The 14,556-nt window shown below is 71.2% G+C and carries 15 protein-coding genes; 5 read left to right on the top strand and 10 right to left on the bottom strand.

Annotated elements, in window-relative coordinates; translation table 11 throughout:
* Positions 1-10: 10 nt before the first annotated feature.
* Positions 11-451: a hypothetical protein gene (locus tag QSK37_RS44840; protein ID WP_285634160.1), complete on the bottom strand. Its 441-nt coding sequence runs from the start codon at positions 449-451 to the stop codon at positions 11-13.
* A gap of 65 nt (positions 452-516) precedes the next feature.
* The gene (locus tag QSK37_RS44835; RefSeq protein WP_285634158.1) at positions 517-1,440 is read right to left on the bottom strand and encodes a LysR family transcriptional regulator; all 924 of its coding nucleotides are present in this window, start codon (positions 1,438-1,440) and stop codon (positions 517-519) included.
* Positions 1,441-1,584: 144 nt separating this feature from the next.
* On the opposite strand from QSK37_RS44835, the gene ypfJ reads away from it, so the two are divergent.
* Both ypfJ and QSK37_RS44825 read left to right on the top strand, forming a co-directional pair.
* Entirely contained in the window at positions 1,585-2,448 is an 864-nt protein-coding gene (gene ypfJ, locus QSK37_RS44830) for a KPN_02809 family neutral zinc metallopeptidase (protein WP_285634156.1), read from the top strand.
* A 190-nt stretch (positions 2,449-2,638) separates the two neighbouring features.
* Positions 2,639-4,381: a carbohydrate binding domain-containing protein gene (locus QSK37_RS44825; protein ID WP_285634154.1), complete on the top strand. Its 1,743-nt coding sequence runs from the start codon at positions 2,639-2,641 to the stop codon at positions 4,379-4,381.
* 48 nt (positions 4,382-4,429) lie between these two features.
* On the opposite strand, the gene QSK37_RS44820 is transcribed toward QSK37_RS44825, so the two are convergent.
* Positions 4,430-5,671 (bottom strand): epoxide hydrolase family protein, encoded by a 1,242-nt coding sequence (locus QSK37_RS44820; protein WP_285634152.1) that lies wholly within the window; start codon positions 5,669-5,671, stop codon positions 4,430-4,432.
* Complete coding sequence (locus QSK37_RS44815; protein ID WP_285634149.1) at positions 5,668-6,141, bottom strand: MarR family transcriptional regulator; 474 nt, start codon at positions 6,139-6,141, stop codon at positions 5,668-5,670. The genes QSK37_RS44820 and QSK37_RS44815 overlap by 4 nt, the downstream gene beginning before the upstream one ends.
* Before the next feature lie 89 nt (positions 6,142-6,230).
* Here QSK37_RS44815 and QSK37_RS44810 point away from each other — a divergent pair, with 89 nt between their 5' ends.
* Complete coding sequence (locus tag QSK37_RS44810) at positions 6,231-7,238, top strand: C40 family peptidase (protein ID WP_285634146.1); 1,008 nt, start codon at positions 6,231-6,233, stop codon at positions 7,236-7,238.
* A 15-nt stretch (positions 7,239-7,253) separates the two neighbouring features.
* Here QSK37_RS44810 and QSK37_RS44805 read toward each other — a convergent pair whose 3' ends face one another.
* From QSK37_RS44805 to QSK37_RS44785, 5 genes are all read right to left on the bottom strand, one after another.
* Positions 7,254-8,207, bottom strand: a complete 954-nt coding sequence (locus tag QSK37_RS44805) for an aggregation-promoting factor C-terminal-like domain-containing protein (RefSeq protein WP_285634143.1) — start codon at positions 8,205-8,207, stop codon at positions 7,254-7,256.
* Positions 8,208-8,209: 2 nt separating this feature from the next.
* Entirely contained in the window at positions 8,210-8,548 is a 339-nt protein-coding gene (locus QSK37_RS44800; RefSeq protein ID WP_285584296.1) for a hypothetical protein, read from the bottom strand.
* A gap of 160 nt (positions 8,549-8,708) precedes the next feature.
* The gene (locus tag QSK37_RS44795; protein WP_285634138.1) at positions 8,709-9,929 is read right to left on the bottom strand and encodes an SGNH/GDSL hydrolase family protein; all 1,221 of its coding nucleotides are present in this window, start codon (positions 9,927-9,929) and stop codon (positions 8,709-8,711) included.
* A 104-nt stretch (positions 9,930-10,033) separates the two neighbouring features.
* The gene (locus QSK37_RS44790) at positions 10,034-10,720 is read right to left on the bottom strand and encodes a hypothetical protein (RefSeq protein ID WP_285634136.1); all 687 of its coding nucleotides are present in this window, start codon (positions 10,718-10,720) and stop codon (positions 10,034-10,036) included.
* 285 nt (positions 10,721-11,005) lie between these two features.
* Positions 11,006-11,806, bottom strand: coding sequence for a class I SAM-dependent methyltransferase (locus QSK37_RS44785; protein ID WP_285634133.1), 801 nt, complete (start codon positions 11,804-11,806; stop codon positions 11,006-11,008).
* 103 nt (positions 11,807-11,909) lie between these two features.
* Here QSK37_RS44785 and QSK37_RS44780 point away from each other — a divergent pair, with 103 nt between their 5' ends.
* Both QSK37_RS44780 and QSK37_RS44775 read left to right on the top strand, forming a co-directional pair.
* Complete coding sequence (locus QSK37_RS44780) at positions 11,910-12,800, top strand: intradiol ring-cleavage dioxygenase (RefSeq protein ID WP_285634130.1); 891 nt, start codon at positions 11,910-11,912, stop codon at positions 12,798-12,800.
* Positions 12,801-13,032: 232 nt separating this feature from the next.
* Positions 13,033-13,266, top strand: coding sequence for a hypothetical protein (locus QSK37_RS44775; RefSeq protein ID WP_285634127.1), 234 nt, complete (start codon positions 13,033-13,035; stop codon positions 13,264-13,266).
* Positions 13,267-13,356: 90 nt separating this feature from the next.
* Here the strand turns inward: QSK37_RS44775 and QSK37_RS44770 are convergent, their stop codons facing one another.
* The gene (locus QSK37_RS44770) at positions 13,357-14,421 is read right to left on the bottom strand and encodes an ADP-ribosylglycohydrolase family protein (protein ID WP_285634125.1); all 1,065 of its coding nucleotides are present in this window, start codon (positions 14,419-14,421) and stop codon (positions 13,357-13,359) included.
* Positions 14,422-14,556 lie beyond the last annotated feature (135 nt).

Genomic DNA, 14,556 nt, shown 5'->3' with positions numbered 1-14,556 from the left:
CACCGGAGGATCAGGCTCCGTCCCCGGTCCGGTCGGGGACCACCGGCGCCTGGCCCATCCGGACGCTGAACACGAACGCGCCCGCGAGCGCGAGCAGCAGTGCGATGATCCCGGTCACGGTGGCGGCGCGGGCGACGGCTCGCGACTCGGGCGGGGGAGCGAGCCGCAGTTCGAGCCGGGCGAGCACGATCGCCAGCACCCCGACCGGCAGCACCGCGAACCACAGCGAGCCGATCACGTAGGTGACGGTGCGCCCGACGATGTCCAGGCCGAGCCACGCCGTGCGGTACAGCCGTAACGGCGCGGACCGGATGAGGAAGAGCCAGGCCGCCCACGTGGCCGCCGCCAGCACGAGCCCGACCACGCTCAGGGTGATCGACGCGATCGCCAGCCCGTCGTACTTCGCCGCCCGGGTGTCCCGTGCGTCATCGGTCGTCTCGGTGTCCGCCATGTGTCCTCCCGTTTCGCGCAGCATCGCGCGGAACCGGGCTCGGGGCCAGACCCAACGTGGGGCGCTCAGCGCTCCGGCGCGACCGGGGGGCGAAGACGGCTCAGTCCGGGATCGCGGGCCAGGGCCACCGCGAGGTCGCGGAACGCCCGGATCTCCGGCCGGAGATCGTCCCTCCGGCTGACCAGCGCGCTCGCCTCCCAAGGCGCGTCGACGACCGGGACGGCGCAGGTGCCGGGCGAACGGTAGTAGCGCCCGAGGGACTGCAGCGTGCCCGCGACGCCCCATCCCGCGGCGATGCTGGTCATCAGGTCCTGCGCGGAGGTCGCCTGGCCGACGCCCCAGTGAGTGTCCATGCCGTTGCGCGCCGCCGCGAAGCTTCCGTAGTCCGACAGCAGCCGGGGCGTGGTCTCGGGGAAGCGGACGAAGCGCAGGTCGAGGACGTCGTCGAGCCGTACGCCGTCCGCGTGGGCGAGGTCGCCCGCCGCCAGGGTGAGGAGGATGCGCGGCTCGACGGTGAGGGTGTCGGTGACCACGCGTTCGTCGTCGGGGGCCGGCCGCACGAAGGCGACGTCCACCCGGTGTTCGAGGACCGCCGACAGGAAGTCGGTGAAGCCGAGGCTCTCGACCGTGAGGCGGGTGCGCGGCTGCGCGCGGCAGAAGGCGCGCAGGATAGCGGGGGTCAGCTCCGCGGCGCCGGGGGTCATCACGCCCACGCGGATCACGGCGTCGCGGGCGCCGTGCAGGTCCTTGACGGCGGCGGACGCGGCGTTCGCGGCGGTCACCATGGCCTGGGCATGGGGCAGGAACCGTGCGCCGGCCTCGGTCAGCGACACCGGCGAGCGGTGCAGGAGCGGCACTCCCAGCTCGCGTTCGAGCCGGCGGACATGCCCGGTCACCGCGGGCGGGGACAGGAACAGCCTGCTCGCCGCCCGTGCGAACTGTCCCTCCTCCACCACCGCGAGAAAGGACTCGACATGCCGGAGCTGCATACCGCCACGCTATGTTATCGACGCAGGTCAGCGCCGACCGCCGGCCGCGAATCACAGCGAGGTCCGGCGGGGCGTTAGATCCGGCTCTCATCGGGGATCGAGGCGTCGTGGCGGACGCTGCCGGACGGGATCAGGAGGGCCGTCGTGGACTTCGATGACGATGCACAGCTCGACGCGTCACAGGTCGAGGACTCGCGCGGAATGCCGATCGGGGGGATGGCCTTCGGCGGTGGGGCGGTCGGCCTGATCGCGCTCGTCGCCGCGCTGGTCTTCGGGCTGAACCCCGGGCACATCATCGGCGGGGGAGGAGGCGCGCCGCCCGCCGGGAGCGGGAACCTGTCGTCGAAGTGCCGTACGGGCGCCGACGCCGACCAGTCCGAGGACTGCCGCATCGTCGGCGTGGTCAACAGCGTCCAGGCGTACTGGAAGCAGGAGTTCGCCGACAGTGGCCATGACTACACGATCGCCCGCACCCGGCTGTTCAGCGGCTCGACCAGCACGGCCTGCGGGGCGGCGACCGCGGAGGTCGGCCCGTTCTACTGTCCGGGCGACAAGCGCGTCTACCTCGACCTGGGCTTCTTCCAGGAGCTGCACGACAAGTTCGGCGCCAAGGGCGGCCCGTTCGCCCAGGCGTACGTGGTCGCGCACGAGTACGGCCATCACGTGCAGGACGTCCTCGGCACCATGCGCCAGGTCGGCGACAGCCGTCAGGGGGCCACGAGCGGCTCGGTCCGCCTGGAGCTGCAGGCCGACTGCTACGCGGGTGTCTGGGCGAAACACGGGGTGCAGACCGGTTTCTTCAGCAAGCCGTTCACCGATGCCGACATCGCGGACGCCCTGGATGCGGCGGGCGCGGTCGGCGACGACCGCATCCAGGAGCGAGCCCGGGGCCGCGCCGACCCGGAGACCTTCACGCACGGCACCGCGGCGCAGCGGCGGCACTGGTTCTCCACCGGCTACGACACGGGCTCGCCGTCCCGCTGCGACACCTTCTCCGGCTCCATCTGAGCCCGTCCGCGCGGGTTGGCCGAGGTAACTGTTAAGAACCTTGACAGATAGGTCGCGCGGTCTGACGATGGTGCGCACGCGGATCCGCATCCCTGCTCGCCCGTGACGTCCTCACCCGGCCGAGGCCGGGAGTCCGCCGTGCCCGCCTGCCCCAGGGCGGGCACGGCCGTCGCCCTCCAGGAGCCCCCCCATGCGACCACGTACGCCCCTGCGTGCCCTCCTCGCCACCACCGCGCTGATCCTGTCCGCGTTCGGCGTCGGCGCGGTCACCACGACCACCGCCGGCGCCGCGACCCTGCCCACCCACGTGTTCGCCCCCTACTTCGAGGCCTGGACCGGGGACGACCCCGCGACCCTGTCCCAGCAGTCCGGCGCCAGATACCTGACGATGGCGTTCATCCAGACCAGCGCCCAGGGGTCGTGCACGCCCTACTGGAACGGCGACACCGGCTCGCCGATCGCCTCCTCGTCCTTCGGCGCCTCGATCTCCTCGATCCAGTCCGCCGGCGGCGACGTCATCCCGTCCTTCGGCGGCTACACCGCCGACAACACCGGCACCGAGATCGCCGACAGCTGTACCGACGTCGGACAGATCGCCGCGGCGTACGAGAAGGTCATCACGACGTACGGGATCACGCGGATCGACCTCGACACCGAGGACAACTCGCTGACGAACAGCGCCGGCATCGACCGCCGCAACAAGGCGGTCAAGCAGGTGGAGGACTGGGCCGCCGCGAACGGCCGTACGGTGCAGTTCTCCTACACGCTGCCCACCACGACCGGCGGTCTGGCGGCGAGCGGGCTGAACGTGCTGCGGAACGCGGTGTCCAACAACGCCCGGATCGACGTCGTCAACATCATGACGTTCGACTACTACGACAACGCCTCGCACGAGATGGCCAACGACACCAAGACCGCCGCCACCGGCCTGCACGGTCAGCTCGCCACCCTCTACCCGGGCAAGAGCTCGGCGGAGCTGTGGAACATGATCGGCGTCACGGAGATGCCCGGCATCGACGACTTCGGCCCGGCCGAGACGTTCACCACCGCCGACGCCGCCCCGGTCGAGCAGTGGGCCGCGAGCACCGGGATCAACACACTGTCGTTCTGGGCCCTCCAGCGCGACAACGGCGGCTGCCCGGGCACCGGCGGCGCGGGTGACTGCTCGGGCATCGCGCAGGACACCTGGTTCTTCAGTCACACCTTCGAGCCGTTCACCGGCGGCGGCGGCACGCCCGCGAACGACTTCTCGATCGCGGCCGCGCCCTCCGCGGCGGCCGTCAGTCCCGGCGGCTCCACGTCCGCGACGATCAGCACGGCGGTCACGTCCGGGTCCGCCCAGTCGGTGGCGCTGACGGCGAGCGGCGCGCCCTCCGGGGTGACCGCCTCCCTCAGCCCCACCTCGGTGACCGCGGGCGGATCCGCCACGCTGAAGGTGACCACGACGTCGGCCGCCGCTCCCGGCAGCTATCCGCTCACGGTCACCGGGAAGGCGGCCTCCGGCAGCCACAGCACCACCTTCACGCTCACCGTGAACGGCTCGGGCGGTGGCGGCGGAGCGCTGGTCAACGGTGGTTTCGAAGCGGGCCTGAGCCCGTGGACCTGCCAGCCGGGCGGGGCCGTCGTGACCTCGCCGGCGCACTCGGGCGGTCACGCGTTGCAGATGGCGGCCACCTCGAGCCAGACCGGCGAGTGCGACCAGTCGCTCACGCTCCAGCCGAACCACGCCTACACGCTGACCGGCTGGGTCCAGGGGAACTACGCGTACGTCGGGGTCTCCGGTGACGCGACGGCGAGCACCTGGGCCTCGTCCAGCGGCTGGACCAAGCTGACCGTGCCGTTCACGACCGGCTCGACGGGCAAGGTCACGGTGTACGCCCACGGCTGGTACGCCCAGGGCTCGATCTACGCCGACGACTTCGCCGTGTCCTGACGCGCCGCCGCACGTGTGGTGGCCCCTCGCCGGGCCACCACACGCCGGCTAGCGGCGGCCGCGGAAGGTGCGCCGCAGGTCGTCCACCCACTGATCGGGGAGCTCCCACGGGATGAAGTGCCCGCCGTGGTCGTGGGCGGTCAGGTTGACGTGGTTGTACCAAGCCGCGCGATCGCTGTCGAGGAAGTGCCGGACCCGTTCGTCCGTGGTGACGCCCGGCGGGTTCTCGTACCCGACGAACGTGATGCCGGTGGGCGCCTCGACGACCGGCCACCGGTCGTGGGACGGCGTCCACGGGTAGCGGTTGTTGTTGGCGTAGGTGCGGACAGAGGTGCCGATCGCGTTGTTCACCCAGAAGATCATGGCGTGGGTGAGCAGGTCGTCCTTGGTGAAGACGCGTTCGACGTCGCCGCCGTTGTCGCTCCACTTCACCCAGCGTTCGAGGATCCACGCGAGCATCCCGGCGGGCGAGTCCGAAAGCCCGTGCGCGAGCGTGCTCGGGCCGAGCATGTGCACGGCGAGGTGGGCGGCGAACCGCCTCTCCCACGCGACGAGCTGGGCGTGGACGTCGGCGGGCAGCCCGTCGGGGATGGGCCGTCCGCCGCTGAGGTCCCAGCCGCGGTCGCCGTTGAACAGGGTGAGCTTGAGCCCGGAGCCGATGTGGATGCCGTACAGCTCGTCGGCGTACTTGTGCCCGAGCTGGCCGGTGACCAGGGCGCCGACGTCACAGCCGGCGGCGGCGTACCGGTCGTGGCCGAGCACCCGCGTCATGAGGACGTGCCACAGGTCGGCGACCTTCCAGAAGTTCATGTCGGGGTGGTCCGGCAGCGGGGTGGAGAAGCCGAACCCGGGAAAGGAGGGGACGATCACGTCGAACGCCTCGGCGGGGTCTCCGCCGTACGCGCCGGGGTCGGCGAGCGGATCCACGACCTTCGACCAGTGCCAGAACGTCCAGGGCCAGCCGTGCGTGAGGATCAGGGGCGTCGGGTGGGGACCGGTCCCGGGCCGCCGCATGAAGTGCACCGGCACGCCCTCCACTTCGACGCGGTAGTGCTCGTAGGCGTTGATCGCGGCCTCGGCCGCGCGCCAGTCGTAGCCGGTGCGCCAGTGGTCGACCAGCTCGCGCAGGTAGGCGCCGTTGACGCCGTAGTACCAGTCGTCGTTGCCCGCGTCGGCCGGCAGACGCGTCGACTCCAGGCGCCGCCGGAGGTCGCCGAGCACGTCCTCGGACACGTGGATCGGCGTCGGCTCCAGCGGGAACGTCTCGCGATGATCGGCCGTCTCTGTCATGGTTTCTCCCCCTGGTCGGATGCCGTGCCCTCCGGTCGCTCGTGGAGAGCGACCAGCCGCGCCAGGGCGGGCAGCGCCGCCGCGATGGCCGCCCGGTCGGCCGGTGAGAGCCGGCCGGCGAGTTCGGCCAGGTGGGTCGTGCGCTCGGCCCGCCGTCCGGTCACGACGGCCGTGCCCGCCGGGGTGGCGTGCACGAGGACCGCCCGGCCGTCCGACGGGTCCGGCCGGCGCTCGACCAGGCCGTCGCGCTCCAGCCGGGTCACGATCTGCGTGATCGCCGACTGCGTCACCTGTTCGCTCGCGGTCAGCTCGCCGAGCCGCTTCGGTCCCCAGCCGGCGAGCGTGTGCAGCACCGACAGGGTCGTGAAGCTCAGCCGCCGCACCGACGGCAGGCGGATCGCCATCCGCGTGTAGTCCTCCATCACGGCGGTCAGCTCGGCGACGTCCAGCTCTGGCTCGGATGTGGGCATGGCCCAGTTATATCAGTAACTTAAATAAGTTTCTAATGCTTATCTTCCGGGTCTGGACATCGGCCCCGTACGCCCGGTCGAATGTCGATGTGAGAACTCCCTCCCGGTTGCTCGTCGCGCTGCTCGCACTGTCCGGGGTCCTGACCGCGACGCCGTCTTCCGCGGCCGAGCCGGCCACGGCGTACGTCGACGTCGCGGTGGCCACCGCGTGGGTGAGCCCCGGCCTCGACCGGCCCGTCGACGCGCCCGCGGTGGCGAACCCGGCCGACATCCGGAAGTGGACCGCGGACATGACGCTGGCGCAGCGCTCCGCCCTCGTCGGCCGGCTGGAGACCCAGGCGCTCTACGGCACGCCCGTGCGGATCCTCGAACGGCGGGGCGACTGGGTGCACGTCGCCGTCACCGGCCAGCCGACGCCGCGCGACCCGCTCGGCTACCCGGGCTGGGTGCCCGCGCGTCAGCTGACCGGGAGCGCGGGCTTCGCCGCCCTCCGGCGGTCGCGGCCGGTCGCCACGGTGACCTCCGCGAGCGCGTGGCTGTCCACCGACCCGGCCGGCCGGCACCGCGAGATGGAGCTGTCGTCCGACACCCGCCTGCCGGTGCTGGCGCGCTCCGGCTCCGCGGTGCTCGTCGCCACGCCCGACCGCGGCGGCCGCTGGCTGCCCGCCCGCGACGTGCGGGTGGGGGACACCTCGACGGGCGCGCCCCGACCCACCGGCGCCGACCTGGTCCGCACCGCGAAGATGTTCGCCGGGCTGCACTACCTGTGGGCGGGCACCTCGTCGTTCGGCTTCGACTGCTCCGGGTTCACCCACACCGTCTACGACCTGAACGGCATCACGATCCCGCGCGACTCCGACGCCCAGAAGGCCGGCGGGCGGCCGGTGGACCGGTCCGACCTGCGGCCCGGCGATCTGATCTTCTACGCCCACGACCACGGCGCGGGATCGATCCACCACGTCGGCATGTACATCGGTGACGGCTACGAGATCGACGCGCCCGCCAACAGCGCGACCGAGGAGAGCCCGCTGGAGATCGTGAAGGTGGACGAGCACCGGTACGCGGACGAGTACGCCGGGGCCGCGCGGTACCTCTGACCGGTCATGGAGCGATCAGTACCAGTTGTGCGAAACCTCATGTGCCCATGCGGCGTTGGGGCTTCCGTATCGGTCGCGGATGTAGTTGAGCCCCCACTGAATCTGTGCCTTGTAGTCACCGAGATCGAACACGTGGCCGTGGCCGAGTGCCTGCGGGATGCCGGCCGCTCCGCTCGACGGGTTGACGGCATTGGCGTTCCAGCCGCTTTCCTGGTTCCAGAGCTTGACCAGCGATTCCCAGTCGCTTTCACTCCAGCCGTACTGGGCCATGAGCGACTTGGCGTACGCCTGCGCCTCCCCCGCAGAGGCGCTGTGCGTGCTGGTGTCGCCACTCGCCGACGGACCGAGTCCACCAGAGCCGCCCACTCCGTACGGGCCGGGATCACCGGTGGGCTGATCGGAGTCGCTGCGCCTCGGGGGTGCCAGTCCGGCCAGCGTCTGCGACAGGTCGGTATCCGCACGGCCCGCCTTCTCCACCGCAGCGTCGATCCTCGGCTGAAGGTCGTTGATGTATCCCTGGGCGGCGTTGACGAGGTTCGTGACGTCGGCCTGGGTCAGCGCCTTTTTCCCGTACGTGTCCATCACGACCGTGCCGACCGCCGGCGCGGTGTAGGACAGGTGTCCGGTCTCGGCGTCGACCTGGAGACCATGGCTTTGTGCCTCGGAGGTCAGGCCGACGAGTGTGTTCTTGGCCTCGTCGAATGCCTTACCCGCCGAGATCAGTGCCCCCTCGACGCTGCGCAGCCTTTCGGCTGAGTTGAGCAGGCCGGCGTGCGTGCCGTCGACCTTCCCGCGTGCGAGCACGGCCGGCGGGCCGTCCCAGTGTTGCTTCTCGATGTGTTGACCGACCTGTTCCTTCAGATATCCGGCGTGGACCAGAACAGCGTCCGCCCAGTCCTTCCACACCCCGGCGCTCTTATTGAGCATCGACGGATCAGCCTTCATGACATCGCCATAAGTGACGGACATGTTCAGAGCTCCTGGAGGGGCATCGACCCGCGTAGCCGGTTGACGTAGCCCTCGGCGCCATGTTCGCCGTGCTTGCTGTTGTGGTGCGTCTCGGTCAGCCGGTCGTAGTAGCCGTGGATATCGGTGGCGTGGTCGTGAACATCCTGGTGGCAGGCCGCGTGCAGCGCCAAGAGCGTCTTGTGCCAGTCGAACGCCTCGTGACCGGCGGCCGCCGATATGCAGCCGTCGGTCAGATCGTCAGTGTGTCTCCGCAGGCTGTGGGCTGTATTCGCGGCACCCTCGGCGGCTGTCAACAACTTGCCGTAATTGACGTACCGATTGGGCTCTGTGTTCTCGGTCATCGCTCCGCCTTGTATGGACGGCTTACATCGTACGGTTGACATCGCACCAATGAAGGCACACCAACGGTACCGCTTTGCCATGTATCCGGACCACCGTGCCGCACCGAGATGGCCGGGTAAGAACTTCGAAAATCGTTTAAGTGAGTACTGGTACGTCCGCTCACAGCGCGCCCAGGTCCACGCCGTTGCCCATCGCCGCGTAGCCGGCGTCGTTCGGGTGCAGGTGGTCGCCGGAGTCGTACGGCGGGAACAGCCGCCGGGGGTCGGCCGGGTCGCGTACGAGCGCGTCGAAGTCGATCACCGCGTCGAACGTTCCGCTCCTGCGGATCCAGGTGTTGACCGCCCGCCGCACGAGTTCCTCGCTCGGGGAGTAGTACACGCAGCCGGCGAAGGGTGTGAGCGTGCCGCCGACGACGCGCAGGCCGCGGGCGTGGGCGCGCGCGGCGATGGCGGCGAGACCCGCGGTGATCCTGGCGGGGTCGCGCTGGCGCGGCGCCAGGTGAATGTCGTTGATGCCCTCCAGCACGATCACCGTGCGCACGCCGGGGCGGCTGAGGACGTCCCGGTCGAGCCGCTGGAGCGCGGGCTCCCCACGTGAGCCTCCGCCGATCAGGATCCGGTTGCCGCCGATCCCGGCGTTCAGCACGGCGAGCGGGCGCGGACCCCGGGCCAGCCGGGTGGCGAGGACGTCGGTCCAGCGGTGGTCGGCGCCGTCGGTCGAGCGGTAGCCGTCGGTGATGGAGTCGCCGAGGGCGATGACCGCCCCCCGCGCGCCACCGCCGGTGACGTCCACGCCCGAGACGATGTGCCCCGAGTGCGTGACGGTCGGGAAGAGGCCCGAGTCCACGGCGTCCGCCGCGTCGGTGCCGCTGACCACCAGGGAGCGGCGCAGCCCGATCGGGTGCAGGCTCAGAGGGGTGGCGTATCCGGGCGTGTAGGTCGTGACGAACAGGTCGTGTGCGGCGGGCACCCGCAGGTGGACCGGGTCGCTGACGGCCTCACGGCCGGGGGCGACGCTGACGGAGGCGCGGCCGTGGAACCTGACCTGGCGCAGGGTGCCCGGCGCCACCCGCGTGCCGCCGCCCGCCGGAAGCGCCACCGTGGTGTGCCCGACGCGCAGGGGAGCGGTGCCGAAGACGTTGGAGAGCCGAACGCGCAGCGCGCGGCCGCCGACGCTCGTGTGCACCACGTCGCGGATCGTGCAGTCGACGCAGCCGTTGGCGGTCGCGGTGGCGACCGGACTCTCCCACGTGCCCACCCAGACCGGGCCGCCGCGCTCACGGGTCAGGATGGGCGCCCGTACGGACGCGGGCCCGACGACGAGCAGGGCGACGCAGCACGCCGCGGCCACCGGCCCACGGACCGTGATCCTCCCGACCAAAGGCGACCGTCCATCTCCCGAGCTTCCGGGGAGTCTCTCGTTCCGGGCGGTCCGCCGTCAATCGACTCGCGGGTATCGGAGTGACCCGGTTGTAAGGCCCCCGGTCAGTGGCGGGCCCGTGAGGGTCGCGCGACGGCGACCGCGGAGGGCAGCTTCGCGCGGGCCGCGGCGGACGTGTACAGGCCGACGACGTGGTAGCCGAAGTCGACCGCGTCCGGCGCCGGGGAGGCGAGGTTCAGCGTGAAGCCGGTGGCGCTCGCGTCGCCGGCCCAGTAGACGCCCCCCGGGTCGCCCTGCGGCGTCACGACCACGACGGGCCTGGCCGTGGTGTCCACGAACGCGACACGGAACGGACACGACGCGGACGTCGCGCCCGCGGCGACGGAGCAGACGCCGCTCACGCCGCCGTCGTCGTAGAGGTTGCCGCCGGACACCAGGCCGTCGCCCTGGGACACGACGCCGTACGCGGTGCCCTGGCCGAGCACGCCGGCCGTGCCCTGCCCCAGCACCCCGGTGTCCGACGAGCCCTGCCCGACCACCCCGGCGCCCTGGGAGGTGGTGACGCCCTGGACGCCGTAGTGGGTGCCGGTGTGCGTGTAGGTCTTGGCGTACAGCGCGTTGGAACCGTCGCCGGAGGCGTTCTGACGCAGCAGCATGGCCGAGCCACTGCCGGTGCCGTCCGAGGTGGACAGGATCGAGGTGCCCTGGGTGCTGCTCGCGCTCAGGGCGTACCCGCCGCCGGAGTTCGTGGCCGTCACCGCACTGCCGGAGATCACGGCGAATTCGAGCACCGGCGAAGCCGTCTCCACAATGGCGGTCCGGGTTATTCGCGCGCCCGTCACGAAACGGGAACCTGATATCCACCGAATCGCGGTAATCCTCCCATGGTCACCGAACGCCGCAGGTCAGACGCATGGCCGGAAGAGGACGGCCGGTGTGGCGGGCCTCCGGTGCCCCGCCAGAGTGTGAACGCCCCCGGAGGGTGGATGAAGTCCCCGCCGGTTAACCCGTCGCGAACAGTCGGTAAACCACGTTGTCAGGGACCGGTGGGAACTCTGAGGCCTTTTCGGTGCTGGTCAGCGGGTCCCGTGCGCGAGGAGCGCGTGCGCGGGGACGGACACCCGGCCGTCGCCGATGGCGTAACCGGTCAGCCGCCGGTCATAGGCCTCCTTGACCCGGGCGATGGTCGGCGGGTCCTGCCGGAGCAGGACGACGGCGTTCGAGCCGACCCGGGCCATCGCCCCGTCCCGCCACCACTCGTCCGGCTCGAACGTGAAGTCCCAGTCGAGGACCTCCGCCCGTGCCTCGCGGAACGCGCCGCCGACCAGGGCGGCGAACGCGTCCGGCCGGCCGTACGTCATGAACGGGCTCAGCGGCACGTCGTCCGGCCAGGCGACGCCGACCTCCTCCATGGCGTCGCGCACGAGGGCCAGGACTCCGCTGCCCGGCATCGTCCAGCACGTCAGCGCGACGCGGCCGCCCGGCCGCAGCACCCGGCGCAGCTCGGCGAGCGCCGCCACGGGATCGCCCACGTGGTTGATGACGAAGTTGCCCACCACGGCGTCGAACGTCTCGTCCTCATGCGGCAGCGCGGGCAGGACCGCCACGCGTACGTCGGCCTCGGGCACGCCGCGCGCGGCGGTCTCGGCCATCAGCGGATCGGCGTCCACCGCCGACACCCGCGCGCCGCGGTGAACGGCCTGGGCCGCCACGATCCCCGGCCCGGTGCCCAGGTCGAGCACCCGGGACCCCGCACCGACCCGCGCGGCGTCGAGGAGCGGGCCGACGCTGTGCGCGGTCAGCCGGGCGAAACCGCGTGCGTACACATCGGCGCGCCCGGCCCACAGGTCGCGTTCGTAGGTGTCGAAGTCCGTCATGCGGGGAGCGTACGCCGATGCCCCGACATCCGGCGCGCGTCCCGGGTGCCCGGCGTGCGCGGCCGTGCCAGGATCGGCTCATCGCGACGACGGGAGGCCTGACATGACTTCGGACGCGGACCGCGGGGAGCTGTTCAGCGAGGAGCGTTCGGCCGAGGTCGTGGTGAACAGCATGGAGGGCACCCGCGATCCCCGGTTGCGGCAGGTGCTGGACTCGCTCGTCCGGCACCTGCACGACTTCGTCAAGGACGTCGAGCCGACCGAGGAGGAGTGGGGCGCCGCGATCGCATTCCTCACCGCGACCGGGCACAAGTGCGACGCCGCGCGCCAGGAGTTCGTGCTGCTCTCCGACGTCCTGGGCGTCTCGATGCTGGTCGAGACCATCAACCACCGGGCGAAGGGCGTCGCGACCGAGTCGACCGTCCTCGGCCCCTTCCACGTCGTGGAGTCCCCGCCGCGATCCCTCGGCGCGGACATCTGCCTCGACCACCGGGGCGAGCCCTGCCTGGTCACCGGACGGGTCACCGGGCCCGACGGCGAGCCGGTCGGCGGAGCCACGGTCGACGTCTGGCAGGCCGACGCGGAGGGCTACTACGACGTGCAACGGCCCGGAGAGGTGCCGCCGGCGAACCTGCGCGGCCTGTTCACGACACAGGCCGACGGCCGGTTCTGGTTCCGTACGGTGATGCCCCGCCACTACCCGATCCCCGACGACGGCCCCGTCGGCGCGCTGCTCGAGGCCACCGGCCGTCACCCGTACCGCCCCGCCCACATCCACTTCCTCGTACGGGCCGCGGGGTACGCGCCGCTGACCACGCATGTGTTCGCCGCCGACAGCCCGTACCTGGACTCCGACGCGGTCTTCGGGGTCAAGCCGGACCTCGTACGCGACTTCGCCGTGGTGGAAGATCCCGTACGCGCCGCCGCGCTGGGCCTGCCGGACCGGTTCCGCGAGGTGGAGTTCGACATCGTCCTCCTGCGCGCGGAGGAGTGATCGTGGGTCAAGTGGCTATAGATCAATAAATGTCACTTTGACGTACCGGTATACGTCCGTAAAAGACACGCGAGGCGATCGTCAAGATTGATGTTCGTCGACGCCGGAACCGTTGTTACCAGCGGATTAACGCTGTCATAGTCGGATAAGTCGCAGCAATACGTACGTTAATGCGACCTTGGCGTGACCGAACGGTTGTCACGCGTAAGCCCGACCAAAGGAGGTAACTTCCATGAGAATCGCACCCCGGATGGGAGTAACGATCTCTGGCCTGGCCCTCGCGGGAGCGACGGTGATGACCCTCGGTACGGCGGCGTCGGCGAGCGCCCAGTCCGCGACCATCACACCGCGGCATGCCGTCACCGGATACTCGGTCGTCGACCGGCACCGGCGCTGGAGGCACCGCGGCTACACCTACACGTACACCTACTACTGGTGGGGCTGCGGCTGCTGTTGCTGCTGCTGACCGTCTGAACAGGTGATCGCCGTTCGACGGTGACCAGCGGGGTCTCGTGGCCCGGCCCGAGACCCCGGCCATCCCGCCGGTGAACGCGAGTCAGCGGAGTTCCCGGTGGACCCAGTCCGGCAGTATCTCGACGGCGTAGATCCATTCGCCAGGGGCGACCTCGGGACCGACGCGCCCCATGGCGCCGCGCCCATTGCGCGCGGCCACGACACCGCCCGTGATCGCACAGGTGGTGTCCACGTCGCCGAGGCCCTCCGCGGCCGTCCAGAGCGCGTCGGTGAGGCTGCCGAGATGATGGGCCGCGCACCACAGGGCGAACGGCACCGTGTCGTCGGCGCGGATCCGCCGGCCGTTGCCGAGGATGTCCGCCGCCTTCCAGGCGGGCGTGTGGCCCGGCAGGTCCGCGGCCCGCAGGACACCGTCCCGGGTCGACCCGGCGGGCGTGTACGCCGCGACCTCCCGGAGCAGGTCCGCCTCCCCGAGCACCCGCGTGTCCTCGGCCGAGGTTTCCGGCGGCGCGGCCTCGGCCGGGGCTTCCAGTGGCGCACCCAGGATGTTCTGCCGCCACCAGGCCTCGTGATCGGTCCAGCCGGCCACGGCGAGGGCCGCCGCCACGGCCACCGCGACGGCACCCGCGATGCCCTCGGGATGAGCGTGGGTCACGTGCGCGGACCGCGTCGCCTGCTCGACGGTGGCCTCGATGTCCGGGCCGAACCAGGCGCCCAGCGGAGCGACCCTCATCGCCGCGCCGTTGCCGAGACTGCCCTGACCGTCGAACAGCGCCCGCGCCGCCGTCCGCCACGCACTCGGCTCCGCTCCCAGCACGGGCAGCAGTTCGTGCATCCCGGCGCCGTACCCGCGGCCCGAATCGGCGGCGTAGGTGTCCGCGAACGCACGGGCCAGCCGCTCCTCGACGATCTCCCCGTCCCGCAGGAGCACACGTACGACGCTGAGAGCCATCGCGGTGTCGTCGGTCCAGTGCCACACCTGGCCTGGCCCCAGGCGCTGATCGGGCCCCCGGAGATCGGGAAGCCGCCGCGCGGTGATCTCCCGCCGGGCCTCCGCGCCGGACCGGAAGAACCACCGCTGACCGAACGCGTCCCCGAGCGACAACCCCATCACGCTGTCGAGGACCGCACGCCGATTGACGATCATGATCGCAGCCTAGTAGTGCTTTGTTAGGTGGTTAAGGCGAGGGGCTGTCGGCAGGTGGGGCAGTGGCCTGTCCAGGTGGCGAGTAGTGCCTGTAGCTCGCGGAGGACTTTGTAGAGGGTCAGGCCGCCCCGGTCG

The sequence above is a fragment of the Actinoallomurus iriomotensis genome, from assembly GCF_030269445.1.
Lineage (GTDB): Bacteria > Actinomycetota > Actinomycetes > Streptosporangiales > Streptosporangiaceae > Actinoallomurus > Actinoallomurus iriomotensis.
Note: the sequence above shows the minus strand (reverse complement) of the source record. Positions and strands in the feature narration are given on the sequence as shown.

What these genes read in the sequence shown, in the direction of transcription:
- QSK37_RS44840 (WP_285634160.1), bottom strand. Translation starts at nt 451, where the DNA reads ATGGCGGACACCGAGACGACCGATGACGCACGGGACACCCGGGCGGCG.
- QSK37_RS44835 (WP_285634158.1), bottom strand. Translation starts at nt 1,440, where the DNA reads ATGCAGCTCCGGCATGTCGAGTCCTTTCTCGCGGTGGTGGAGGAGGGA.
- QSK37_RS44825 (WP_285634154.1), top strand. Translation starts at nt 2,639, where the DNA reads ATGCGACCACGTACGCCCCTGCGTGCCCTCCTCGCCACCACCGCGCTG.
- QSK37_RS44820 (WP_285634152.1), bottom strand. Translation starts at nt 5,671, where the DNA reads ATGACAGAGACGGCCGATCATCGCGAGACGTTCCCGCTGGAGCCGACG.
- QSK37_RS44815 (WP_285634149.1), bottom strand. Translation starts at nt 6,141, where the DNA reads ATGCCCACATCCGAGCCAGAGCTGGACGTCGCCGAGCTGACCGCCGTG.
- QSK37_RS44805 (WP_285634143.1), bottom strand. Translation starts at nt 8,207, where the DNA reads ATGTCCGTCACTTATGGCGATGTCATGAAGGCTGATCCGTCGATGCTC.
- QSK37_RS44800 (WP_285584296.1), bottom strand. Translation starts at nt 8,548, where the DNA reads ATGACCGAGAACACAGAGCCCAATCGGTACGTCAATTACGGCAAGTTG.
- QSK37_RS44785 (WP_285634133.1), bottom strand. Translation starts at nt 11,806, where the DNA reads ATGACGGACTTCGACACCTACGAACGCGACCTGTGGGCCGGGCGCGCC.
- QSK37_RS44780 (WP_285634130.1), top strand. Translation starts at nt 11,910, where the DNA reads ATGACTTCGGACGCGGACCGCGGGGAGCTGTTCAGCGAGGAGCGTTCG.
- QSK37_RS44775 (WP_285634127.1), top strand. Translation starts at nt 13,033, where the DNA reads ATGAGAATCGCACCCCGGATGGGAGTAACGATCTCTGGCCTGGCCCTC.
- QSK37_RS44770 (WP_285634125.1), bottom strand. Translation starts at nt 14,421, where the DNA reads ATGATCGTCAATCGGCGTGCGGTCCTCGACAGCGTGATGGGGTTGTCG.